Here is a 23,756-nt window from a genome sequence, read left to right on the forward strand (position 1 = left end):
GGAACGTGGCGCGTGCAGCAGCGAGTCTTCCTTCTCTCCCTCTCTCCCGTGGTGGTCTCGACCGCCACAGCGAACTCCGCACCGAACCCGGACTTCTCGACGTTCTCCTCGACGATCCGGGCACGCGAGTGCTCGAGCTCGTCGACGGTCGGGCCCCGGTCGAGGAGCAGATCGACGGGCAGGTGGCGCTGCGTTATCGCGCGCCGGACCCCGATGACCGCGACCGGTTCGTCGCCTACTTGGGCCACGATGCACCGACGGGCGGCACGGCATACCTCGTCTGTGTTGCCCCGGAGACCGCCGCGACGACCGACGATCCGCAGCGGCGAGGTCTGCGCGCTGTGGGCGCCAGCCTGGGCGATCTCGACGCCGGTGTGCTCACGACGGCCACAGGCCTGACCAACTGGCACCAACGCCACGGCTTCTGCCCGCGGTGCGGTTCACCCACCGAACCCGCGCAGTCGGGCTGGATCCGGGTGTGCCCGAATGACGAGAGCGAGCACTATCCGCGTACGGACCCTGCCGTGATCATGTCGGTCATCGACGACCGCGACCGGCTGCTGCTCGCGCGCGGCGTGGGGTTCGCCTCGTCCGGCATGTCGGTGCTCGCCGGATTCGTCGAGCCGGGCGAGAGCCTGGCGAGTGCGGTGGCGCGTGAGGTGCACGAGGAGGTCGGGGTCACGGTGACGGACGTGACCTATCTCGGGGACCAGCCGTGGCCGTTTCCGTCATCGCTGATGATCGGGTTCACGGCGCGTGCGGTCACGACCGATCTCACGCTGCAGGAGAGCGAGATCGAGGCGGCGCAGTGGTTCGATCGCGACGAGTTCACCCGCGCCCTCGCCGACGGGTCGTTGCGGATCTCCAGCCGGATCTCCATCGCCCGCCGGCTCATCGAGCACTGGTACGGCGCAGAGATCGACGTCGCCGACGCTCCGTTGCGAGGCTGACCGACCGCATGGTCGGGCCAGAGTCAGGCGCTGAGGCGCTGCTTGACCTCGGCCACTGACGGGTTCGTCGCTGCGGTCCCGTCGGGGAAGACCACCGTCGGGACGGTCTGGTTCCCACCGTTGACCTGCATCACGTAGACCGCAGCGTTCTCGTCGCGCTCGATGTCGACGATGTCGTAGGCAATGCCCTCGCGGTCGAGCTGCGACCTGAGGCGACGGCAGTAGCCGCACCACGTCGTCGAATACATCGTCACGGTTCCCGGGGCAGGGTTCTTGGCGCTCATGGTGCTCCTGTGGACAGGCGAGGGTGCGAGGTCGGACCTGACATCTAGGATCGCACCGATGTCCCTGATGCCCGCACACCCCACTGCCGACGCGATTCTCGAGGGTCTCGACCCGGAGCAGCGCGAGGTCGCCGCGAACCCGACCGGACCCATGGTCGTGCTCGCGGGCGCGGGCACGGGCAAGACCCGGGCCATCACGCACCGCATTGCGTATGCCGTGTTGTCCGGTGCGCAGCAACCGCAACGCACGCTTGCGGTCACCTTCACGGCGCGGGCCGCGGGCGAGATGCGCACGCGCCTGCGCGATCTCGGGGTCGGCGGCGTGCAGGCCAGGACCTTCCACGCGGCGGCCTTGCGACAGTTGCACTACTTCTGGCCGCAGGCCATCGGTGGGGCGTCCCCCGAGGTCATGCCGCACAAGGCCGGTGCCGTCGCTGAGGCGGCGGGTCGGTTACGAATGCGATTTGACCGCACCGGTATTCGCGACCTCGCGGCCGAGGTCGAGTGGGCCAAGGTCAGCATGTTGACCCCCGAGACCTATGCCTCCGCGGCTCGTGCGGCGGGGCGTGAGGCGCCGGGGCTCGACCTCACCGCCATGTCCCGCGTCCTCGCTGGCTACGAAGAGGTCAAGGCTGAGCGGGGGGTCATCGACTTCGAGGACGTGCTGCTGGTCCTCGTCGGGATCCTCGAGGAGAACGAGGGCGTCGCCCGGGCCGTGCGCGAGCAGTACCGCAGCTTCGTCGTGGACGAGTACCAGGACGTCAACGCCCTCCAGCAGCGACTGCTCGACCTGTGGCTCGCCGGTCGCCAGGACATCTGCGTCGTCGGTGACCCGGCCCAGACGATCTACTCCTTCACCGGGGCCTCACCGGTTCACCTGCTCGGCTTCCGCGCCCGGCACCCGAAGGCGCGGCAGGTCGAGCTCGTGCGCAACTACCGGTCGACCCCCGAGATCGTGGGGCTGGCCAACCTCGTGCTCCGCTCACCGAGCGGCGGCCGACGCAGTGGGTCCGTCGTCCTCGAGGCCCAGCGCGAGCCCGGCCCCGCGCCGACGCTCATCAACCACCCCGACGATCCGAGTGAGGCGGCCGCGGTCGCTGGCCAGATCGCTGACCTCATCGCCGGTGGAGCGGCCCCGGCCGACATCGCTGTGCTCTTCCGGACCAACGGCCAGTCCGAGAACGTCGAGTCGGCCCTCGCTGATCGAGGCATCCCCTATCTCGTCCGTGGGGGTGAGCGGTTCTTCCAACGCAAGGAGGTGCGCGACGCCATCGTCCTCATGCGAGGTGCGGCCCGGTCCGACGACGGGTCGGTGTCCTTGCCCGACCTCGTGCGGGACGTGCTGCTCGGCGCCGGGTGGTCCCGGCAGGCACCCAACGCGGGGGGAGCCGCCCGTGAGCGGTGGGAGTCGCTCGCGTCCTTGGCTGCGCTCGCCGACGACCTCGCGGCCGCCGATGGCGAGGCACGTATGCCGGCCTTCGTCCGGGAGCTCGACGAGCGCATGGCGTCACAGCACGCGCCATCGGTCCAGGGCGTCACGCTCGCCTCGCTCCACGCGGCCAAGGGCCTCGAGTGGGGGACGGTGTTCCTCATCGGCGCCTCCGACGGCTATCTCCCGATCTCCATGGCGGACACGCCCGAGGCGATCGAGGAGGAGCGCCGACTGCTCTATGTCGGGGTGACCCGAGCGCGCGACCGCCTCATCGTCTCGTGGTCCGGGGCACGCACGCCCGGTGCTCGGGCGACCCGCCGACCCTCCCGCTTCCTCGACGGCACCGCGAGCATCCTCGGTGACGGCGCCCGGTCACAGCCCAAGCGTTCGTCGCGTGTCGGTGCCGGGGGAGCGAAGACCCCCAAGGTGGCACGGCGCAGCCTCTGCCGCACCTGTGGTGCCGACCTGTCGACCGCTTCGGAGCGCACCGTCGGTCGCTGCGCCACGTGTCCGGCGACCTATGACGAGGCCTTGTTCGAGCGTCTGCGCGAGTGGCGGCTCGCCACCGCGAGAGGTGCCGCTGTGCCGGCATACGTCGTCTTCACCGATGCGACTCTCACGGCCATCGCCGAGCAGACACCGTCCGACCTGGCGAGCCTGTCCGCGATCAGCGGCGTTGGGCAGCGCAAGCTCGACCTCTACGCAGCCCAGGTGCTGGCGGTCCTCGGCGGCGAATCTCCCGAATCCGTCGTCGAATCTGCAACAAATTCTCAGGATGAATCCGGTTCTGCCACAACGGAATCCGACGCCTGATGCGTGCTCCCGCAAAATCAACTCATTAATTCCGTTGCACGCCCTCGCAGCGGTCCCCTAACCTGATCTGACACAGCACGGCAGCCGCCGTGCCACGACGTCACCAGACAGTGAGGAGGGTTGGCCGCATGGAGACCACGAAGAGCATCGCGACGGACTACACCGTCCCGTTCCGCACGCGTGAGCGCCTGGGTGCACTGCCGACCCTCGCACCGATCACCGTTCCGGTTCAGGGGACCACTGTGTCCGCCGCTGGCATGGATATCGCTGGCTTCGGCGCCGGCGTCCGCGCCGATGGTGCCCTCAACCCCACGGGTGACTTCTCCGCCTCCTTCTTGGCGTCGCCGCTGTAGACCACAGCTGCGATTGGCCAAAAGGCCGCGGAACCCACCCGGGATCCGCGGCCTTTTTCGTTGTGTCGCTCGATCCACAGACACCACACACCAACCGATCGAAGACAAACAAACCCCGCCCCGACCGGGCGGAGAAGGAGGTGACACTCATGCAGCTGACTGACCTCATCGACGCACAGGAGTGCACTGCCGAACTCGGTGACGCCGTGCCCTGTCGCGAGAACGACGCTGAGATCTGGTTCGCCGACACCCCTGCCGGTGTCGAGTTCGCCAAGACCCTCTGCGGGACCTGCCCGATCAAGAGCGCCTGCCTCGCAGGTGCCCTCGACCGTCAGGAGCCGTGGGGTGTCTGGGGTGGCGAGCTCTTCGAGCAGGGCGTCGTGATCCCGCGCAAGCGGCCCCGTGGCCGTCCGCGCAAGGACACGGTCGCGGCATGACCTCACCGTCGAGCGACAACTGACCACATGACAGCCCACCTGGATCCTTGGAGGAACCATGTACCGCAGACGAATGCAGCAGGTTCGTCGCACCCTGCACGAGCGGAACGCGCACGAAGCGCAACGCCGTGCACAGGCGCACCTCGAGCGAGCGCGACAGCTCGCCGAGGTTCGCATGATCGTGCGATGACCGATGGAATCGGCGCCGCTCCCCAGGCCGGGGGCGGCGCCGTTTCATGTCCGGACCCGGGCGCACCCCTTGCGTCTGCGGATGTGGTGGCCAGAACCGCCACTTGCGCAGACGCAAGGAAGGCAGCCGGTATGCCGTGTCCTTCCATTCCGTGAGACGTCCCACTTTTCGGGTGGACCGGCCCAGTGGGCCGTGGTTCGCTCTACCCATGTCGTCGACCGCAGCCGCCCGGAAGTTCCCGGTCATGCCCGCTGCCGTCATGTGCTGTCGCTGTTGCTGCTGATCTCGCACAGCCCCGGTCGCCCTGCGTCGCGACCACCACAGACGACACCCCTTTGAGAGAACCCCATGACCCTTGCACGTCCCGCGTCGGCTCTTCCCGGCGTCAACACCTTCACCCCCGTCCAACTGCTGCGCGTCGCCCGGCTCTTCGCCGCTGACCCGGACCTGCCCGACCTGCTCCCGGTGCGTGCCGAGGACCCGGACGGTCGCCGGTGGCACCAGTTGGCGCAGACTCACCACCTGCAGCTCTGGGTCATCGAATGGCCGCCCGGCGCGAGCACCGGATTCCACGACCACGGTGGATCCCGCGGTGCCTTCACAACCGTGCGAGGCGTGCTCACCGAACGGCAGGTCATCCACGGCGTCCTGCACACGCGGGCACTGCCGGCGGGAGAGGGCAGGGCCTTCGGCCCCAACCACCTGCACGACGTCGTCAACAACGGCGACGTCCCCGCGCTGAGCGTCCACGCCTACTCGCCACGACTCGATCAGATGACCCACTACGACCTCGTTGACGGCCAGCTCGTCGTGGCGGGCGTCGAGCAGAGAGGTGAGACCTGGTGAGCGGCAACGGAATTGACGAACAGCTTGCACAGGCGCGCTCGCGACTCGACCGACGGTCGGCTCGCGATGCCTGGCGCGAGGTGCGCTCCGGCGCCGCCTGGCTCGTCGACATTCGGCCAGCGGCGCAGCGCGCTGAGGAGGGTGAGGTCTCGCCGGGGCTGGCCCCACTCGTGATCGAGCGCAACGTTCTCGAGTGGCGTTTTGACCCTCGACAGGATGCAGTTCTCCCGGGTGTCGACTTCGACACCCGCGTCATCATCATGTGCCAGGAGGGCTACACCTCCAGTCTGGCCGCGGATGCCCTCCGCTCGTTGGGTCTGTCGCGTGCCACCGACGTCGTGGGTGGTTTCGCGGCGTGGCGCGGGCAGGGCCTGCCGATTGCGAGTCGGGCCATCCTCCTGGAGGCGTAGACGGCGCCGCCACCCTCGTCGAAGCGACCGGGGGAGCGCCCGCCAGGCATGCGGCAGGATGGACGGCATGGCAAACCAGATCCGTATCTCCCAGGACGAGGCCGCCGACGAGGTGCTCACCAACGATTCGTTCGCGCTTCTCACCGGCATGCTCCTGGACCAGCAGTTCCCGATGGAGCGTGCCTTCGCCGGTCCGGCCAAGGTGCTCGAGCGCTTCGGCAGCCTCGACCCGGCAGCCCTCGCCGCGGCCGAGCCCGAGGCGTTCGCCGACCTGTGCGCGACGCCGCCGGCAGTCCACCGCTACGGACGTTCCATGGCCGGGCGTATCCAGGCGCTCGCGACCGTCGTGCGCGACGAGTACGCCGGCGACGCCAGTCGCATCTGGTCCGACGCGCCGACCGGGGCCGAACTCTTCACCCGCATCAAGAACCTCCCCGGCTTCGGCGAGCAGAAGGCCAAGATCTTCGTCGCGCTGCTGGCCAAGCAGTTGGCCGTGCGACCGGACGGCTGGGAGAAGGCCGCTGGTGCCTACTCCGAGCAGGGCAGCTTCCGCTCCGTCGCGGATGTCGTCGATCCCGAATCGCTCCTCAAGGTTCGTGACTTCAAGAAGTCGGCCAAGGCTGCGGCCAAGGCAGCGAAGGACTGAGACCCATCTCGTTGGATCGATCCGGCATCCGGGTCACGGCGATGGCTGTCCTCCTCGGCTCGGACGGGACGCGGCATGCCGTGGCGCGTCTGGAGCCATCACGTGAGAACCCCGAGGGCTATCACCGCCTCGTCGGCGGCGGCGTCGAGTTCGGCGAAACCTCCCTCGAGGCTGTCGTCAGGGAGGTGCGTGAAGAACTTGGGGCGACGCTCATCGATCCCTCACTGCTCGGGGTCCTCGAGAACCATTTCGAACTCGATGGGGACCCCGGGCACGAAGTCGTCTTCGTCTACTGCGGCAGGCTCGACCCTGCCGACAGGGTTCCGCCGCAGGGCGGGATGTTCGCGGACAACGACCAGCCGATGCCGGTCGAGTGGCGTCCCATCGACGATGCAAGCGTGCGAATTCCGCTGTACCCCAGCGGTGCTGGTGCCTTGGTGAGGCAAGCGGCAGCGCATCTTCGCGCAGACTGAACTGGCCGGCATACCCAAAAGACGGCGTATGCCGTCCGCTCAGCTCGGCGGGGGAACGGCGCCTTCGTCGATGCCGGGAACGTGCGCGAAGACGAGGTCGCGCATCGGCACGGTGCCACCGATCTGGCACAGCACGCCGATGCTGCCGAGCCACACCCGGTGGATGAGGAGGTAGTCGGGCGGCAGATTGAACTTCAGGCCGACAAGGAACTGTTCTCGGCGCGGGTCCTGGATCGTCGCCGAGACCGAACGCAACCAGCTGCGGCTGAACGTGAAGGTCTCGTGCTGGAACGGTTCGACGAACGTGCTCAAGTACTGCAGGAGGGCGGAATCGGACACGTCGACGCCGGGACGGATGAAGCCTGCGCGGCGCAGCACCACGCCGAGCGACGCCTCGTCGCCGGCGAGGGTGTGCGTGATGATCTCGCCCATGTCGGCAGGCATGCCGTGGGGCAGCCGGTTGACCGCTCCGAAGTCGAGAACGCCGAGGCGGCCATCCGGTGTGATCCGGAAGTTGCCCGGGTGGGGGTCTGCGTGCAGGAGGCTGGCTCGGTTGGGGCCGCGCAGCAAGAACTCGAGGTAGAGGCCAGCGGCCTGGTCGCGTTCGGCGGGCGTGCCGTCGGAGATGACCTGGGAGAGTGGGCGGCCCTCGACCCACTCCGAGACGATGACCTGATCGGCATGGGCGAGCACGTCGGGCACGAAGACGTCCTCGTCGTCACGGAACGCCTTGGCGAAGACCTTCTGGTGCGTCGCCTCGAGGTCGTAGTCCAGCTCCTCGCTCATGCGGTCGCGCACCTCGTCGAGGATCGGCCCCATGGCGATCCCGGGGATCCACGCACCGGCGAGGCGCGCCACCCGCGACAGCTGGGTGATGTCGGAGAGGAGAGCTGCCCCGGCTCCGGGGTACTGCACCTTGACGGCCACCTCGCGTCCGTCGCGCCAGACGGCACGATGCACCTGGCCGATGGAGGCCGCCGCGACAGGCAGGTCCTCGAAGGACTGGAACTTGGCGGTCCGCCAGCGCGGGCCCAACTGGTCGGCCAGGATCGCGTGGACTCGTTCGACCGCCATCGGGGGAGCGGCTTCCTGGAGCTTGGTCAGCGTGGCCCGATAGGGGCCGGCAAGCTCCTCGGGCATCGCGGCCTCCATGACGGAAAGGGCCTGGCCGAACTTCATCGCGCCACCCTTGAGCTCGCCGAGGACGGCGAACAGCTGCTCAGCGGTGCGGGTCTGGAGCTCTGCGGCGATGGCCTCGGCAGGCGCGCCGCCGACGCGACGCCCGAGACCCACGGCCGCGCGCCCGGCGTGCCCGAGGGGCAGGCCCACGAGCTTGGCCGTGCGGGTCAGGGATCGCCGGGGGATGTCGCTCACCCAGCCATTGTGTCCTGACCGTTGGGTGGCCATGCGGCGGATCCCGATGCGGAGCAGTCGGTGCACATCGGGTGCCGTCCCCAGTGCCGGTGGGCCACGCTCGGTCCCTCCACCTCGAGCTCCGTCGAGACCCCGCTGAGGCGGGTCGCTCCGGCGACCGCGGCCAGGGCGACGCTCGCCGTGACGGCTGCGGTGAGGACGCCGAGACCCCCGGGAGGAAGCGCCACGGGGTCGAGGGTGAAGCGGCCGACGGCTGGGAGGGCGCCGACGGCCTCGAGGTCGTGAGCGGTCAGGGCATGGCAGCGCCAGCACGCTCCCCGACCCGGGATGATCAGCGGCCCCACGACCGAGCGGGTCCCGTCACACGTCACCGGCAGGTGGATCACGCCCGCGCGTTGCCACGGCGCGGTTGACTCGACCGTGACGGTGTGGTTGTCGACGAGGATCACGGCGGCGGGACGCTCGCGGGGGCTGAGCCCGAGCAGGGCCTCGGCGGCGTCGGCGGCGAAGGGGCCGCCGTGCACCCGGTCGGTGCCCGCCAATCGCAGCTGACGAGCGATCTCGTCGGGGAGGCCACCGCGACCGTCCACGACCATTGCCGGCTGGACCATCAATGCCTCCCGAGAACGTCTGGTCCAGACAATCTGACACACGGTGGGCCGGCGCCTCGCCCGTCATCCACAGGCCCGCGGCCCCTACGCGCGACCAGAGAATCCCGGAAGCGGAGCGGAAGCGGAGCGGATGTGGAGCCGGAGGCAAAGCAGCGGCCCCCGGTGAACACCGGGGGCCGCTGCACAACGAGACAGGCTGGGCGTCAGGCCTTGCCGAGGATGCGGTTGAGGTTGGTGCCGCAGACGGGGCACTTGCCCTTGGCCATGCGACGACCGTTGTCGGAGACGACAACGTTGCCCTCGGCCTCGCGCTTCTCCTTGCACTTCACGCAGTAGAACTCGCCCTTGTAGGTCTCGTCAGCCATAGCAACTCCTTGGTCGTGGTGCCGCGGTGAGCGGCGAGGACTCTTTCACCCTAGACCGACTGAGCACGAAACCGCGCCGTGCCACGCTCGGCCGACACGCGTCGCGTGGGGGGCGCCGGACCGGATATCCGCCTCACCGACCACACTGGTCACCTGGGTCTCACTGGTCACCCGGAGGGTCGGGCGGCTGGTCACGGACAATGTCGGCGCTCTGGCCTACCGTTGTTGCCGTGAGCACCGAGGACGTTGAGGTCCGACGCAGCCCGCGACGTCGACGCACCGTCAGCGCCCGTCGCGAAAACGGCCGTGTCGTCGTGCTGATCCCCGCCTCGATGTCCCGGGCCGAGGAACGCGTCTGGGTGGCACGCATGCTCGACAAGCTCAAGGCTGGTGAGCGGCGACGACGCCCCAGCGACACGGACCTGCTCGCGCGCGCGACCGACCTGTCGCAGCGCTACCTCGGGGGCCATGCCCGCCCGCGCAGCATCCGGTGGGTCACCAACCAGCGCTCGCGATGGGGCAGCTGCACCCCCGCCGACGGCTCGATCCGTCTGTCGGATCGCCTCCAGGACATGCCGGGCTACGTCATCGACTACGTCATCCTGCACGAGCTGGCGCATCTGCTCGTCGCCGGACACAACCGCGACTTCTGGACCCTCCTACGGTCCTATCCCAAGCTCGAGCGAGCGCGCGGCTTCCTCGACGGGGTGGCGCTCGCGAAGGGCTTCGACATCGCGGACGACGGTGACGTCGATGTCGATGTCGAGCAGGGCGTCGAGGACGCCTCGGCCTGACTCGGTCAGAGTCGCAGGGCCCGTCGGGCCGCGCCCACCAGCGCTGTGAGTTCGGTGCGAGTGCCCTCCGGCAAACCCTCGGTCGGCCACCAGGCGACGTCGAGTGACTCCTCGCTCGTCTCGGGCACGACCTCGCGGTCCACCACGGCGGCGAAGCGCACGTCGAGGTGTTCGCGGCAGCGCCCGAAGTCACCCCTCAATGCATGCCGGTTGAGCTGGACGATGAGTGGTTCGGGCGTCACCGAGGCAATCCCGGACTCTTCACGCCCCTCGCGCTGCGCGGCGGCACACAGACGTGAGTCACCGACCTCGAGGTGACCACCGAACTGGAACCACTGCTTCGCCCGCCGGTGGTGCGTCAGCAGGACTTCGGTGCCATCGGGGCTGATGACGAGGCAACTGGCCGTGAGGTGGGCCGGTGGTCCGGCCTTGGCGACACCGTCAGGATGCCGCTGCAGATGATCCAGGTATGCCGTCCGCAACCGTTCCTGGGTCGCGTCCGGTGCCTGCCAGGTGGCGAGTGCTGTGGTCGCGTCCGCGTGCAGGTGCGCGAAGGCATGCGCGACCGCCGCGTCGACGGAGCCGGCGTGGGCGTCGATCTCGCCGGTCACGGGGAGGAGGGGCCGTCCGTCGAGGGGTCGGGGTTGCCAGCTGGGCCCGAGCTGCCTGAGCCGCCTGAGCTGCCTGAGCCGCTGGTGTCGCCAGCTGCACCGGTGTCGCCGCGGAGCAGGGCATCGAGCTCGGCGTCGAACGAGTCGGCGCCCAACGCGACGGCGTTCTGCCGCTCGACATAGCCCAGCGGGTCGTCGAGGTCGGCCGCAGACGGTGCGACATCAGGGTGGGCCCAGGCGGCGTCGCGTGCTTCGGCGCCACCGGAGGCCTCGAGCGCGGCGAAGAGGTTGGCGGCGTCACGCAGGCGGCGGGGGCGCAGCTCGAGCCCGACGAGCGCGGCGAAGGTCTTCTCGGCCGGTCCTCCGCTGGCGCGGCGGCGGCGCACGGCTTCACCCAGGGCATCGGCCTGCGGCAGGTGCTGCTTGACCGCAGCTGCTGTGACGACGTCGACCCAGCCCTCGATGAGGGCGAGGAGGGTCTCGAGGCGGCCGAGCGCGGCCTTCTGCGCGTCGGACTGCTGTGGGGCGAAAAGCCTTCCCGCCAGCGCCTGCTGCATGGCCTCGGGGTCGCTCGGGTCGATGGAGCGCAACCCTTCCTCGATGGCCTCGGTGTCGATGGTGGTGTCGCGGGCGTAGTCACGCACGGCCGACAGCAGCTGCGGTGCCACCCAGGGCACGGCGTGGAAGAGGCGGGTGCGGGCGCTCTCGCGCACGGCGAGCAGGAGGCGGGCCTGGGGTTCGTCGATCTCGAGGCCCTGCGCGAAGACGGTGATGGCCTCGGGCATGAGGACCACGTCGGGAGCGGGGACGAGGGGGAGGGAGACCTCGCCGCCGGTGAGAATTTCGCCGGCAAGCGCTCCGACCGCCTGACCGAGCTGGACCGAGAACATCGAACCCTGCATGCGGCGAAGCATGGGTCCCATCTGGCTCATGACCTCGGCCGGGTTCGTACCGGGAGGGACCAGACCCTCGGGCAGCCCACCCTCGCCGAGATCACCGAGCTGCTTGGTCAGGGCGTTGCCCATCGCATCACTGACGCCGACGGCAATGGGGTCGACGAGTTCCTGCCAGACGGGGATCGTTGCCTCGACCCACTCGGCGCGGCTCCACGCCCGCCCCACGAGGCCTGAGTGGTCGAGGTCGGTGACGGTGTTGAGCCAGAGGTTGGCGACATCGACGGCTTGGCGCGCGTCTGCCGAGACAGCAGCCGAGATGGTCGGATCGCCCTCTGCAGCAACGGTTTTGCGGGCAATGTCCGTGGCGACGGTGGCGTCGACGGAACCGGACTCGTCTGCTCCGGCAAACATCGCCTGCACCTGACTGGCCACCATCTGCAGCATCTGCGGGTCGACCTTGTCCAGGCCCATGCCCCGCATCATCTCGAGCATCTGCGGGTCGAGCTCGCGACCACCGGAGAGGCCTCTGAGAACCTCCTCGAGCTCCGGCGGAATGCCCGTGTCCTCGGGCTCGTCGGGGCGGTCGTGCGAATCGGTCACTGCTGGGCTCCTGTGGCGGCGATGAGAAGATGTGGTCTTATCAGTACCCAACCACGGATGACCCGGGGATAGTTCCGAGGAGGAACGTGTGGAGCACGACGTGACCGGTGCGGAGTCGGTGACCGGCACCGTGTCGTTGGCGCAGATCCGTGAGGAGCCCCTGTCCATCGACGAGGTTCTGGCGGCTGTCCAGCATCCGACGTGTGGTGGCATCACCGTGTTTGTCGGTGTCGTCCGTGACCACGACCGGGGGCAGGATGTCGCCTCGCTGGACTACTCGGTCCACCCCACTGCCCAGTCCCGCCTGGCCGAGGTCGCGGGAGTCGTCGCTGCGCGATCCGGTGCCGTGCGCCTCGCAGCGCTGCACCGCAGTGGTCATCTCGAGGTCGGCGATGTGGCGGTCGTCGTGGGCGCGTCGGCGCCCCACCGAGACGCGGCGTTCGCCGCCTGCCGTGACCTCATCGACACGCTCAAGGCCGAGGTGCCCATCTGGAAACACCAACACCTCGGTGCCGGTGGCACCGAATGGGTGGGTATGCCGTGAGCTCGCCCGAGTCGCCGGCGCCTCACGACCTCGGGGCGCCCGATCCTCATCTGTATGCCGTGAGCCGTCGCAGTTCCGCTCTGCTCACCGCCCTGTTCGTGGCCATCGTGCTGTCGGCCGGGATCTCGTTCATCCCGTTGCCCTACGTCGTCCTCCAGCCGGGGCCCATCACCAACACTCTTGGCCAGCTCGACGGCAAGCCGATCATTGCGATCAAGGGCGCCACGGCATACCCCGCCAAAGGCGCTCTGGACTTCACGACGGTGCGGGTCATCGGCGGGCCAGGGGTGCGCGTCAACGCCTTTGACCTCGCGGTCGCCGCGCTGCGCGATGACCAAGAGGTGTTCAAGCGCGAGGAGATCTATCCCGAGGCGTCGACCCAGGAGGAGATCCAACAGGAGAACGCCGCCGAGATGGTGGACTCCCAGGAGGTCGCCTCGGCGATCGCGTTGCGCGAGCTCGGGCACGTCGTGCCCGAGCGCGTCATCGTGTCCCAGGTTCCGGAGGGCTCACCGGCCAAGGGCGTGCTCGAGGCGGGTGACGAGTTCGTCTCCATCGCGGGGACACCCACCACCGACGCTGTCGCGGTGCAGACCGCCGTGCGTGCGCAGAAAGCCGGCAGCTCCGTGACCATCGTCGTCAAGCGCAAGGGCGCCGACAAGTCGCTGTCCGTGCCGACTCGCGACAACAAGGGCTCCACCATCATCGGCGTCCTCCTCGGACGTGACTACACCCTTCCCGTCGACGTCACCATTGCGGCTGGGGGAGTCGGGGGGCCTTCAGCCGGAACGATGTTCACGCTCGCGGTCTATGACGTCCTCACCCCGGGAGACCTCACCGCGGGCAAGCGCATCGCTGGCACCGGCACGATGGAGCCGGACGAGTCCGTCGGCCCGATCGGTGGCATTCGACAGAAGCTCCACGGCGCCCGTGACGGCGGGGCCGACTACTTCCTGGCACCCGCAGACAACTGCTCTGAGGTCGTCGGCCACATCCCTGACGGCCTCACGGTCGTGAAGATCGGGAGCTTCGACGACGCCCTCGGCGCCGTCAAGGCGATCGCTGCCGGCAAGGCCGACACTCTCCCCACCTGCACGGTCGACTGACCGAATGATTGCCCGTTCGGGGGGTCAGTCGGTGAAGGTGGCTCGCAGTGCAGCCACGAGCCCCGGAGCGATGTCGGCCCCGGTGGCGACGCGGTCGTCGCGGTCGTGATCGCGCTGTCGTAGGAGGCAGATGCTGCGTCCGTCGCGAGTGACTGCCGCCAGCAGCCGGACATCGCGCCGGTCGGGATGCTCGGCGAGGGCGGCCACCGCGGCTTCGCGATCCTCGGGCAGGCCATGCTCGGCGTCCGGGGGGACGACGAGTCGCTCGACGACGATGGCGCATCCCTCGACGGTCTCCGGCCAGGCGATCTGGCCCAGCAGGGTCTCGATCGACTCGTTGGTGGGCAGATCCTCCTGCTCGATGGCCGTGAGCGCACCGTCGATCTGGTCGGACACCGTCAACCCGGCTGCGAGGTGCGGCTCGCGCTTGAGGAGGTCGGCAGTCGGGACGAGCGCGAAGAGGCGCGGGGGCTGGTCCCACCCCGACGACGCGACGTGGCGTTCGGTGTCGAGGGCGGCGAGGGAGAGCGGCTCGGTCACAGGCTGGGAGGCGGAGGTCACGAACCCATCGTGCCGCACTCATGTTGGCGGGATAGGTTGGCCTCCAGCCCGGGCTCGCTCGGGGAGGCACGGACGTGGAGTCAGCTAAAAGTGAGCCGGTCAGAGTGGTTCGACGGGATCAACCCCGACGACGCAGACAAGGGGCCTGGCGCGACCGGGCCCGGCGGCCAGGGGCGGCCGTCTCGCCCTGAGGGTCCGGCAGCGGGCGGCGCCAGCTTCGGCGGGGGTCGCATCCGCACTGTTCGTGGGGGAACTCCGCCCAAGCGCGGGCCTCTCGGCACGACCATCGGCATCCTTGCCGCGCTGGTCATCGTCGCCCTGCTCATCTCCGGGATTCTCACCGACTTGTGGTGGTTCGACTCGGTGGGCTTCAAGGACGTCTTCCTGACCCAGCTCGGCACTCGCGTGCTGCTTTTCATCGCCGCCTTCATCCTCACCGCCGGCGCGGTCGCGGCAAGTCTTGTCACGGCATACCGGACGCGTCCGCTGCGCATCCCGTCCTCGCCGTCGGCCCAGGTGCTCGACCAGTACCGTCAGGTCCTCGACCCGCTCCGTCGTCTCGCGACGGTCGTCATCCCCTCGGTCCTCGGCCTCCTCGCCGGTGCTGCCGCGATGGGCGCCTGGCGCACCTTCCTGCTGTGGCGCAACGCTGTTCCGTTTGGCACCAAGGATCCTCAGTTCGGCCTCGACGTCGGTTTCTTCGTCTTCACGCTGCCGTGGCTGCGCTTCCTCGTCAGCTTCTTCACCGTCGTGCTGCTCCTCGCGCTGATCGCTGCCGCCTTCACCCACTACGTCTACGGCGGGCTCCAGCTCCCGGGACGGGGGACGACGACGCGGGCCGCCTTCATCCAGATCGCGACGGTCGCCTCGCTCCTGGCGCTCGTGCGCGCGGCCGCCTACTGGCTGGACCGCTACAGCCTCACGACGCACGAGTCCAAACTCATCACCGGCATCACCTACACCGACGCCAACGCGGTGCTGCCGATCAAGGCGATCCTCGCTGTCGCGACAGTCATGTGCGCCGGCTTCTTCATCGCCTCGATCTGGACGCGCAGCTGGCGTCTCCCGCTCATCGGCGTCGGGCTGCTCACCGTCCTGGCCGTCGTCGCCGGTGGCCTCTATCCCGCAGCGGTGCAGTCACTCAAGGTGCGACCGTCCGAGAAGTCCCTCGAGTCCATGTACATCCAGCGCAACATCGACGCCACCCGCAAGGCCTTCGCCATCGACGGAATCAAGAAGACTCCGTATGCCGCGACCACGGACGCCGCCCCCGGGCAGCTGCGCGCGGACGCCGAGACGATTCCGGGGATCCGCCTCGTCGACCCCAACGTGGTCTCGCCGACGTTCCGGCAGTTCGAGGGCCTGCGTCAGTACTACGCCTTCCCGGACATCCTCGACGTCGACCGCTACGCCGTCGACGGCAAGAAGAGCGACTCGATCGTGGCGGTGCGCGAGCTCAACCTCGACGGCGTTCCCGAGGGTCAGCGCAACTGGCTCAATGACCACACCGTCTACACCCACGGGTTCGGCTTCATCGGGGCCTACGGCAACAAGCGCACCACCGAGGGAGACCCGCAGTTCTTCTCGAACGGGTTCACCACCAAGGGTCCCAACGGCGTCGAGTACGAACCCCGCATCTACTTCGGCGAGCAGTCCCCGTCGTACTCGATCGTGGGAGCACCCGCAGGCGCCAAGCCCCGCGAGTTCGACTTCCCGGACGACAAGGGTGAGGGCGGTCAGGCCAACACGACCTACTCGGGCAAGGGTGGAGTGAAGATCGGGTCCTTCATCCGCAAACTTGCGTATGCCGTGAAGTACCGCGAGCCGAAGTTCCTCCTGTCCGATGCGGTGAACTCGGACTCCCGCATCCTCGACCACCGCATGCCTCGAGAGCGCGTCGAGCGGGTCGCCCCGTGGTTGACCATCGACGGCAACGCCTACCCGGCCGTCGTGGACGGTCGCGTGAAGTGGATCGTCGACGGCTACACGACCACCGCGCGCTACCCCAACAGCAAGCTCACCGACCTCACTGAGGCCACGTCCGACTCCGTGAGCGCCACCTCGCGCGTCGTCGTCACGGGTGCGGGGCAGGTCAACTACATCCGCAACTCGGTCAAGGCCACGGTCGATGCGGCCGACGGCTCGGTCAAGCTCTACGGCTGGGACACGACCGACCCCATCCTCAAGGCGTGGAGCAATGCCTTCCCGGGCTCTGTGTCGCCGCTCTCGGAGATGTCCTCCCAGCTGATGACCCACATTCGCTACCCGCAGGACCTCTTCAAGGTTCAGCGCCAGCTCCTGTCGAGCTATCACGTCACGGACGCGAACTCGTTCTACGGCGGTGGCGACTTCTGGCGCGTGCCCAAGGACCCGACCCACGCGACCCAGGACCAGCCGGTCTACTACCAGTCGCTTGCCATGCCGGACCAGAAGTCGCCGGCCTTCTCGTTGACGACCACCTTCATCCCCTCCGGAACGGGCCGCGAGATCCTGCGTGGGTTCCTCGCTGTGGATGCTGATGCCGGTTCCGAGGCAGGCAAACCGGCAGGGACCTATGGGTCGATGCGTCTGCTCGAGCTGCCACGCAACTCGGCCGTTGATGGTCCCGGTCAGGTGCAGAACCAGATCGAGGTCTCGACGGCTCGGTCCCAGAGCCCGACCGAACCCCTCAACCTCAGCCAGTTCATCGCGCAGAACCGCCAGTCGGGCAAGCAGTTGACCTACGGCAACCTGCTCACCCTTCCTGTGGGCGAGGGGCTCCTCTACGTCCAGCCGATGTATGTCCAGGCTTCGCGTGAGGGCGGCTCCTTCCCGCAGAACAAGGCGACCGTTGCAGTCTTCGGCAAGCGCATCGCCTGGGGCGAGACGCTGGACCAGGCCCTCGACGGCCTCTTCGGCGGCAACTCGGGCGCGAGTGCCGGTGACAGCGGTTCCGGCACGGGCGGCACCCCGCCGACCACCGGGGGCGGCACGCCGACGACGACCCCGAGCGCGCAGCTGGCCGAGGTCATCCGTGACATCGAAGCCGCCAACGCGGCCGGCCAGGCGGCGCTCAAGAAGGGTGACTTCGCGGCATACGGCGTCGCTCAGAAGGATCTCCAGGACGCCATCGCCCGCGCTGCGGCGCTCAGCCCGCAACTCACGGCGTCACCGACTCCGAGCGGTTCAGCGACCGCGTCGCCCACCCCGACAGCGAGTTCCACGGGGACGCCAAGCCCTTCTCCCTGAACCGATTTGGCGCACGGGCCACCGTCCCGTAACCTAGGGGATACCGAGAGGCCGCAAGGTCACTCACCCGACGCGGGGTGGAGCAGCTCGGTAGCTCGCCGGGCTCATAACCCGGAGGTCGCAGGTTCAAATCCTGCCCCCGCTACGAAACTTCAGGCCCGGAATCTTCGGATTCCGGGCCTGAAGCCGTTTCTGGACGTGACCCAACTTCTGACGAGGACTCCCATGGGCGTGACCGCAGCGCAGGACCGGACCGACGTGATGGATCGGATCGCGCGCCACCTCGTCCAACAGCAGCCCGGACAACGACTGCGCGTGGGCATTGACGGGGTGTGTGGGGTCGGCAAGACGACGTTTGCCGGCGAGCTCGCGGCCGCCGTCGAATCCCTGGGGCGTCCGGCCATCCACGTCGACTCGGACGGCTTCCACCATGTCCGCGAGCGCCGCTATCTGCAGGGGCGTGAGTCGGCGCGTGGCTACTACGAGGACGCCTACGACTTCGACTCCCTGGCGCAGCGGGTGCTCCTGCCCCTTGGGCCCGGTGGCAGCGGCGAGTTCGCGACGACGGTTCACGACCTGGTGTCCGACGCCGTCATCGCGGACGCCGTCGCCACCGCTCCCACCAATGCGGTCGTGCTCTTCGCCGCCACCTTCATCCAGCGTGACGGGCTGAGGGCGCTGTGGGACGAGGTGATCCATCTCGATGCGGACGAGGAGGCGGCGATGCGCCGGGGCACCGCGCGGGACGCCGATCGGATGGGTGGGGTGGAGCAGGCTCGCGCGGCCTACGACAGCCGCTACATGGCCGCCTGCCGGATCTACCTGGTAGAGCAGGATCCACGATCGCAGGCGTCGATCGTCGTGGACCACACCGATCCTCAGGCCCCGATCCTGTGCCGGATGGGGCAGTAGCGCACCTCACGTCCCGCGTGGCGTCCGGGCGGCATGAGGTCCGATACCATGGAGGGGATCAGGAACGCACTGGTCGCAACTCACACCACAACGGCGTGTCGTCACCTGACGACTCGCCGTTTTTTGCATCTAGCACCTGTGGCAACACGAGGTGGTCTCTCGGGAGGCACAGCATGGCCCCGCACCGCGTAGTCGTCATCGGATCTGGCTTTGGCGGGCTCTTCGGAACCCAGGCGCTGAAGCGTCGTGACGACGTCGAGGTCACCCTCGTTGCCAAGACGACCCATCACCTCTTCCAGCCCCTCCTCTACCAGGTCGCGACCGGCATTCTGTCCGAGGGCGGGATCTCCCCGAGCACCCGCGAGATCCTCGCCAAGCAGAAGAACGCCCGCGTGATCCTCGGCACCGTCGTCAACATCGACCTCGAGGCCAAGACGGTGACGAGTGAGGTGCTGGGTCGCGAGACGGTGACGCCCTTCGACACCCTGCTCGTGGCGGCCGGCGCTGGGCAGTCCTACTTCGGCAACGACCACTTCGCCGAGTACGCCCCCGGCATGAAGAGCATCGATGACGCCCTCGAACTGCGTGGCCGCATCTTCGGTGCCTTCGAGTGGGCCGAGCTGGCCACCGCACCGGCCGAACGCGACCGCTACCTCACCTTCGTCGTGGTCGGCGCAGGGCCCACCGGTGTCGAGATGGCCGGTCAGATCGCGGAGCTCGCACATCGCACTCTCAAGAGGGACTTCCGGGCGATCGACACGCGCCAGGCGCGGATCATCCTGCTCGACGCCGCACCCCAGGTGCTCCCCTCCTTCGGTGATCGTCTCGGTGGCGCCGCCAAGCAGCGCCTCTCCAAGATGGGCATCGAGGTCGAGCTCGGCACCAAGGTCGTCGGAGTCGACTCGACCGGGATCGACATCGAGAAGTCCGACGGGACCCACGCCCGCATCGAGGCGATGACCAAGGTCTGGGCCGCCGGTGTCCAGGGCTCCGAACTCGGGGCCATGCTCGCGGCCCAGTCCGACGCGGAGCTCGATCGCGCTGGGCGCGTCAAGGTCAATCCTGACCTCACGCTTCCGGGCCGCCCCGACGTCTACGTCGTGGGTGACATGGCCTCGCTCGACAACCTGCCGGGAGTTGCGCAGGTCGCGATCCAGGGCGCCCGATACAGCGCCAAGCACCTCAAGGCCCGCCTCGATGGCAAGCCCGCCCCCGGCCCGTTCTCGTACTTCGACAAGGGTTCGATGGCGACGATCTCGCGGTTCAGCGCCGTGGCGAGCGTCGGCAAGCTGCGGTTCTCCGGCTTCCTCGCCTGGGTGTTGTGGCTCGCGATCCACATCGTCTACCTCATCGGCTTCAAGCAGCGCATCACCACCTTGTTGCACTGGATGGTGAGCTTCATCGGGCGCGGCCGCTCCGAGCGCACCGTGACGGCGCAGCAGATCCTCGCCCGCAACATCATCCGCAAGATGTCGCCCGAGGACCTGCCCAAGCTCCCGGTGGTCGAGTCGGATCACGTCGCGCCCGACCAGGTCGAGCCCGCCGATCCAAGCGTGTCGGACGAGGTCGAGGCCGAGCGCGCGAGCTGACCGAACGGCATACCGGCGGGCCAGCGAGCCGTCCGGGAACGCCACGTAGGGTGGCGTCATGCCGCTCGACTACCCGGTCCATGAGCGCACGCTGCCCAACGGTTTGCGTGTCGTCGTCTCGCCGGACCCCAGCGTTCCCAATGTCACCGTCAACATCTGGGTGGGAGTGGGCTCGCGCCACGAAGCCGCCGGGCGAACCGGATTCGCGCACCTCTTCGAGCACCTGATGTTCCAGGGGTCCCGCAGCGTCGCGAGCGGCGAGCACTTCGAGGCCCTCATGACGCAGGGTGGTCGGCTCAACGCCACGACGTGGTTCGACCGGACCAACTACTTCGAGACGGTGCCCAAGGGTGCCCTGGAACTCGCCCTGTGGCTCGAGGCCGACCGGCACGGCCACCTCCTCGACGCCGTGAACCAGGCCAACCTCGACAACCAGCGTGACGTCGTCAAGGAGGAGAAGCGGCAGCGCTACGACAACCAGCCCTACGGCAATGCCCTCATCGACGTCTATGCCGCGATCTTTCCCGAGGGGCATCCCTACCACCACTCGACGATCGGTTCGATGGAGGATCTCGACGCCGCGAGCGTCGAGGATGTCCATGCGTTCTTCCGACGTCACTACGCGCCGGACAACACTGTTCTGACACTGTGTGGCGACGTCACCCCGGATGACGGATTCGCCCTCGTGGAGCGCTATTTCGGGCCGATTGAGCCTCACCTCGTGACGCGCCGCGGGCCGGTCGACGCCCTGCCTCCGCTCACCGAGCCGGTTCGGGTGGAGCGCCGCGAGGACGTGCCCAACGACCGGCTGCACATCGCCTTCCGTCTGCCCGTCGACGAGACCGAGGAGTTCAGCGCGGTCAGCCTTGCCCTTGACGCCCTCGGCGGCCTCGCGTCCTCGCGACTCGTGCGACGCCTGGTGCGCAAGGAACAGACCGCGCTCGGTGCCCACGCCACGTCGTGGGGCTTCGTCGACGGGGTGTCGCTCGGCTTCATCGTCGTCGACATCGCCAGCGAGGCCGACACCGACGAGGTCGAGGCCGCCCTCCTCGAGGAGCTCGAACGGTTCGCCGTCGAGGGCCCTACGGAGGCGGAGATGGAGGCAGCCCTCGCCCAGGCCGAGCGCGGTTGGTTGTCGATGCTCGCCAGCCAGGAGGAGCGCGCCGACGCCATCTGCCACTACGCCCTGCTCCACGGAGAACCGCAGCTCGTCAACACCCACCTCGACCGCCTGCGTGCCATCACCTCCGAACAGGTGCGGGCCGCCGCGGCTGCGTGGTTGCGACCCGACAGCCGCGCAGTCGTTGCCTACCGCGCAGACATCGAGACCGAGGAAGTCGCATGATCACCCCACAAAGTTCTCCGTTCCTCCGTCACTACGATACTTTTCGGGGACCCCGATGAGCACCCCCACTGTCCCCAGGCCCGACGTCGCCCCGCCCGAGACCTGGGCCTTCCCGCTGCCCGACGAGTCGGTGACGGACAACGGCATACGCCTTCTTTCGTATGCCGTGCCCGGCCAGTACGTCATCTCCGTGCGTCTCGTCGTGCCCCTGTCACTGTCCGATGAACCCACTGATCGGGAGGGCGTTGCCGCGATGACCGCGCGACTCCTCGACGAGGGCACTGCGCGTCACTCGAGCGACCAGTTCGCGGAGCTGATGGAGCGCACCGGGATGGTGCTCGGTGCATCGGTCACCGACGGTGCACTCACGGTGGACGTCGATGTGCCGCAACGGTTCCTGCCCGCGGCCCTGGACCTCATGCGTCAGGCGCTGGCCGAGCCGGTCTTCCCCGAGGCCGAGGTGCGACGCATCCTGCGCAGCCGCCTCGCCGAGATCGAGCAGGAACGTGCGTCAGCCCCGCACCGAGGCGCGCGCGAACTCACCGCCAACCTGTGGGCGCCGACCGAGCGCGCCTCGCGGCCGACTGCTGGCACTCCGGACTCCATCGCGGCGATGTCGCGTGACGATGTCGTCGCCTTCCACCGCGCCCACATCGGTCCTCAGGGCGCCACCCTCGTCATCGCGGGTGACCTCGCCGACGTCGACGTTCCTCAGGCTGTCGCCGACGGTCTGGGCGGCTGGGTCAACCGCGATCACGTCCCCGCGACACCCGCGCGTCCGCCGGTGCCGACCGGGGGAGCGACGCGCGTGGTGCTCGTCGATCGCCCCGGCTCGGTGCAGAGCGAGCTGTCTGTCGCCGCACCTGGCCCCGACCGCTCGATCACCACCGGCTGGGACCCCTACCCCGTGCTCTCGTTCATCGTTGGCGGCTCTCCGAGCGCACGCGTGGATGCGGTTCTGCGAGAGGACAAGGGCTACACCTACGGCATCCGAGCCAGCTTCCGTCCGCGTGCGCGCGGCGGGTCCTTCATCACCGCGGGATCTGTGCGAGCCGATGCCACCGTCGACGCGCTGCGACTCCTCGTCGAGATCCTCGGCGAGGCGCGAACAGGGTTCTCCGACAGGGAGATTCGCGCAGGAGTCGACTACGTCGTGCAGACCGCTCCGGGGCGTTATGCCACTGCTGACACGGTGGCCGATGAGGCTTCTGCCCTTGCCATCGAGGGGCTCCCACTCGACTTCCAGACGACCACACTGACCCGCATGGGCGCACTCGACAACGCACGTCTCACGGCGGCATACGGTGATGTCGTCACGGGGGAGTGGATCATCATCGTCGTGGGTGATGCGGCAAAGCTCCGGGACGGCATCGAGAGCCTCGAGCTCGGCCCGGTGAGGGTCGTCCCCAACTGAGCGACGAACTCCTCGTGCGAGTCGAGTCAGAGGCCGATGCGGGCCAGGACCTCGTCGTGCAGGAGGCCGTTGGTGGCCACGGCGTTGCCGCCGAACGGACCGTCCTCACCCTGCAGTGAGGTGAAGCGACCGCCGGCCTCTGTGACGATGGGTACGAGCGCCACCATGTCGTGCAGGTTGAGCTCTGGCTCGGCGGCGATGTCCACCGCACCTTCGGCCAGGAGCATGTAGGACCAGAAGTCGCCGTAGGCGCGTTCACGCCAACAGTCGCGGGCCAGGTCGAGGAACGCCTGCTGGCGGCCGACGGCCTCCCAGGAGGAGGCCGAGCTGTAGGACAGCGAGGCGTCGCTGATCCTGGAGACCTTCGAGACGCTCATGCGCTTGGCCGAGGTCAGGCTGCGGCCGACCCACGCGCCACTGCCGAGGGCGGCCCACCAGCGGCGGTTGAGGGCGGGGGCGGCGACCAGGCCCAGCACCGGCTTGCCGTCGTCGATGAGTCCGATGAGGGTGCCCCACACCGGGACGCCGCGCACGAAGTTGTGGGTGCCGTCGATCGGGTCGATGACCCACTGCCGCGGTCCGTGCCCGGTGTTCTCCATCTCCTCGCCGATGACGGCGTCCCGCGGACGGGTCCGCTTGAGTTGCGACCGGACCAGCTCCTCGGCGCTGCGATCGGCGTCGCTCACGAGGGTGAGATCCGGCTTTGACTCGACGTGCAAGTCCTCAGCGCGAAAGCGCGAGACGGTCACTCGCTCGACGGCGTCCGCGAGGACATGGGCAAGTCGCAGGTCGTCGTCATAGGTCGGCACGTCCGTCACCGTAGCCGCTTGCAACGGTCACAATCGGGTCTCGGGTCGGTCACGCCTCTCCCGCGAGTCGCACTTGTGGTCTTTCATGGGGACCGCGCGCCCTTCACGGGCATGCGGGGGCCACCCGACCGGGACCGGCTCTCACTTGATGTCCGTTCACTTT

Annotated in this window: 24 protein-coding genes and 1 tRNA gene; 17 read left to right on the forward strand and 8 right to left on the reverse strand. The window is 68.6% G+C overall.

The window, feature by feature from the left end; translation table 11 throughout:
- The first annotated feature begins 5 nt into the window (after positions 1 to 5).
- Positions 6 to 950, forward strand: coding sequence for an NAD(+) diphosphatase (nudC, locus tag ACFQRE_RS13235; protein WP_380123036.1), 945 nt, complete (start codon positions 6 to 8; stop codon positions 948 to 950).
- A 23-nt stretch (positions 951 to 973) separates the two neighbouring features.
- On the opposite strand, the gene ACFQRE_RS13240 is transcribed toward nudC, so the two are convergent.
- Positions 974 to 1,234 (reverse strand): mycoredoxin, encoded by a 261-nt coding sequence (locus tag ACFQRE_RS13240; protein WP_380123038.1) that lies wholly within the window; start codon positions 1,232 to 1,234, stop codon positions 974 to 976.
- A gap of 58 nt (positions 1,235 to 1,292) precedes the next feature.
- Between ACFQRE_RS13240 and ACFQRE_RS13245 the strand changes: the two genes are divergently transcribed.
- The 7 genes from ACFQRE_RS13245 (at position 1,293) to ACFQRE_RS13275 (ending at position 6,834) form a co-directional block, all read left to right on the forward strand.
- The gene (locus tag ACFQRE_RS13245; protein ID WP_380123040.1) at positions 1,293 to 3,479 is read left to right on the forward strand and encodes an ATP-dependent DNA helicase UvrD2; all 2,187 of its coding nucleotides are present in this window, start codon (positions 1,293 to 1,295) and stop codon (positions 3,477 to 3,479) included.
- 128 nt (positions 3,480 to 3,607) lie between these two features.
- A complete protein-coding gene (locus ACFQRE_RS13250) occupies positions 3,608 to 3,832 on the forward strand; it encodes a hypothetical protein (RefSeq protein WP_380123042.1) in 225 nt (74 codons plus the stop codon).
- A gap of 149 nt (positions 3,833 to 3,981) precedes the next feature.
- Positions 3,982 to 4,269 carry a WhiB family transcriptional regulator gene (locus ACFQRE_RS13255; RefSeq protein WP_380123044.1) on the forward strand — a complete coding sequence of 96 codons (288 nt, stop codon included), beginning with the start codon at positions 3,982 to 3,984 and terminating at the stop codon, positions 4,267 to 4,269.
- A gap of 538 nt (positions 4,270 to 4,807) precedes the next feature.
- Positions 4,808 to 5,305 carry a cysteine dioxygenase gene (locus ACFQRE_RS13260; protein ID WP_380123046.1) on the forward strand — a complete coding sequence of 166 codons (498 nt, stop codon included), beginning with the start codon at positions 4,808 to 4,810 and terminating at the stop codon, positions 5,303 to 5,305.
- The gene (locus ACFQRE_RS13265) at positions 5,302 to 5,715 is read left to right on the forward strand and encodes a rhodanese-like domain-containing protein (protein WP_380123048.1); all 414 of its coding nucleotides are present in this window, start codon (positions 5,302 to 5,304) and stop codon (positions 5,713 to 5,715) included. The genes ACFQRE_RS13260 and ACFQRE_RS13265 overlap by 4 nt, the downstream gene beginning before the upstream one ends.
- 67 nt (positions 5,716 to 5,782) lie before the next feature.
- Positions 5,783 to 6,361 carry an HhH-GPD-type base excision DNA repair protein gene (locus ACFQRE_RS13270; protein ID WP_380123050.1) on the forward strand — a complete coding sequence of 193 codons (579 nt, stop codon included), beginning with the start codon at positions 5,783 to 5,785 and terminating at the stop codon, positions 6,359 to 6,361.
- Between the two features lie 41 nt (positions 6,362 to 6,402).
- Positions 6,403 to 6,834, forward strand: a complete 432-nt coding sequence (locus ACFQRE_RS13275) for an NUDIX hydrolase (protein ID WP_380123053.1) — start codon at positions 6,403 to 6,405, stop codon at positions 6,832 to 6,834.
- 39 nt (positions 6,835 to 6,873) lie between these two features.
- Here ACFQRE_RS13275 and ACFQRE_RS13280 read toward each other — a convergent pair whose 3' ends face one another.
- The 3 genes from ACFQRE_RS13280 to ACFQRE_RS13290 form a co-directional block, all read right to left on the reverse strand.
- Positions 6,874 to 8,208 carry an ABC1 kinase family protein gene (locus ACFQRE_RS13280; protein ID WP_380123055.1) on the reverse strand — a complete coding sequence of 445 codons (1,335 nt, stop codon included), beginning with the start codon at positions 8,206 to 8,208 and terminating at the stop codon, positions 6,874 to 6,876.
- Positions 8,205 to 8,819, reverse strand: coding sequence for a hypothetical protein (locus tag ACFQRE_RS13285; RefSeq protein ID WP_380123057.1), 615 nt, complete (start codon positions 8,817 to 8,819; stop codon positions 8,205 to 8,207). Before ACFQRE_RS13285 ends, ACFQRE_RS13280 begins: the two co-directional genes overlap by 4 nt.
- A 203-nt stretch (positions 8,820 to 9,022) precedes the next feature.
- Complete coding sequence (locus ACFQRE_RS13290) at positions 9,023 to 9,184, reverse strand: DUF5679 domain-containing protein (protein WP_009775774.1); 162 nt, start codon at positions 9,182 to 9,184, stop codon at positions 9,023 to 9,025.
- 200 nt (positions 9,185 to 9,384) lie between these two features.
- Here ACFQRE_RS13290 and ACFQRE_RS13295 point away from each other — a divergent pair, with 200 nt between their 5' ends.
- Complete coding sequence (locus ACFQRE_RS13295; protein ID WP_380123060.1) at positions 9,385 to 9,978, forward strand: M48 metallopeptidase family protein; 594 nt, start codon at positions 9,385 to 9,387, stop codon at positions 9,976 to 9,978.
- A gap of 5 nt (positions 9,979 to 9,983) precedes the next feature.
- Here the strand turns inward: ACFQRE_RS13295 and ACFQRE_RS13300 are convergent, their stop codons facing one another.
- Positions 9,984 to 10,589, reverse strand: a complete 606-nt coding sequence (locus ACFQRE_RS13300; RefSeq protein ID WP_380123062.1) for an NUDIX hydrolase — start codon at positions 10,587 to 10,589, stop codon at positions 9,984 to 9,986.
- On the reverse strand, positions 10,586 to 12,085 hold the full coding sequence (locus ACFQRE_RS13305; RefSeq protein WP_380123064.1) for a zinc-dependent metalloprotease: 1,500 nt from the start codon (positions 12,083 to 12,085) through the stop codon (positions 10,586 to 10,588). The genes ACFQRE_RS13300 and ACFQRE_RS13305 overlap by 4 nt, the downstream gene beginning before the upstream one ends.
- Positions 12,086 to 12,173: 88 nt before the next feature.
- Between ACFQRE_RS13305 and ACFQRE_RS13310 the strand changes: the two genes are divergently transcribed.
- Entirely contained in the window at positions 12,174 to 12,629 is a 456-nt protein-coding gene (locus tag ACFQRE_RS13310) for a molybdenum cofactor biosynthesis protein MoaE (protein WP_380123066.1), read from the forward strand.
- A complete protein-coding gene (locus ACFQRE_RS13315) occupies positions 12,626 to 13,735 on the forward strand; it encodes a YlbL family protein (protein ID WP_380123068.1) in 1,110 nt (369 codons plus the stop codon). Before ACFQRE_RS13310 ends, ACFQRE_RS13315 begins: the two co-directional genes overlap by 4 nt.
- Positions 13,736 to 13,759: 24 nt before the next feature.
- Here ACFQRE_RS13315 and ACFQRE_RS13320 read toward each other — a convergent pair whose 3' ends face one another.
- The gene (locus ACFQRE_RS13320) at positions 13,760 to 14,296 is read right to left on the reverse strand and encodes a PPA1309 family protein (RefSeq protein WP_380123070.1); all 537 of its coding nucleotides are present in this window, start codon (positions 14,294 to 14,296) and stop codon (positions 13,760 to 13,762) included.
- 90 nt (positions 14,297 to 14,386) lie between these two features.
- Here ACFQRE_RS13320 and ACFQRE_RS13325 point away from each other — a divergent pair, with 90 nt between their 5' ends.
- From ACFQRE_RS13325 to ACFQRE_RS13350, 6 genes are all read left to right on the forward strand, one after another.
- Complete coding sequence (locus tag ACFQRE_RS13325; RefSeq protein ID WP_380123072.1) at positions 14,387 to 17,524, forward strand: UPF0182 family membrane protein; 3,138 nt, start codon at positions 14,387 to 14,389, stop codon at positions 17,522 to 17,524.
- Between the two features lie 71 nt (positions 17,525 to 17,595).
- Positions 17,596 to 17,669 (forward strand) — tRNA-Met (locus ACFQRE_RS13330).
- 80 nt (positions 17,670 to 17,749) lie between these two features.
- Positions 17,750 to 18,436 carry a uridine kinase gene (locus tag ACFQRE_RS13335; RefSeq protein ID WP_380123074.1) on the forward strand — a complete coding sequence of 229 codons (687 nt, stop codon included), beginning with the start codon at positions 17,750 to 17,752 and terminating at the stop codon, positions 18,434 to 18,436.
- Positions 18,437 to 18,609: 173 nt separating this feature from the next.
- Positions 18,610 to 20,025 carry an NAD(P)/FAD-dependent oxidoreductase gene (locus ACFQRE_RS13340; RefSeq protein ID WP_380123076.1) on the forward strand — a complete coding sequence of 472 codons (1,416 nt, stop codon included), beginning with the start codon at positions 18,610 to 18,612 and terminating at the stop codon, positions 20,023 to 20,025.
- Between the two features lie 58 nt (positions 20,026 to 20,083).
- Positions 20,084 to 21,370: a M16 family metallopeptidase gene (locus ACFQRE_RS13345; RefSeq protein ID WP_380123078.1), complete on the forward strand. Its 1,287-nt coding sequence runs from the start codon at positions 20,084 to 20,086 to the stop codon at positions 21,368 to 21,370.
- A 55-nt stretch (positions 21,371 to 21,425) separates the two neighbouring features.
- Positions 21,426 to 22,784 carry a M16 family metallopeptidase gene (locus ACFQRE_RS13350; protein ID WP_380123080.1) on the forward strand — a complete coding sequence of 453 codons (1,359 nt, stop codon included), beginning with the start codon at positions 21,426 to 21,428 and terminating at the stop codon, positions 22,782 to 22,784.
- Between the two features lie 26 nt (positions 22,785 to 22,810).
- Here ACFQRE_RS13350 and hisN read toward each other — a convergent pair whose 3' ends face one another.
- Entirely contained in the window at positions 22,811 to 23,593 is a 783-nt protein-coding gene (hisN, locus tag ACFQRE_RS13355; RefSeq protein WP_380123082.1) for a histidinol-phosphatase, read from the reverse strand.
- Positions 23,594 to 23,756 lie beyond the last annotated feature (163 nt).

Source organism: Knoellia pratensis (genome assembly GCF_042666395.1).
In the GTDB taxonomy this organism is placed as follows: domain Bacteria; phylum Actinomycetota; class Actinomycetes; order Actinomycetales; family Dermatophilaceae; genus Knoellia; species Knoellia pratensis.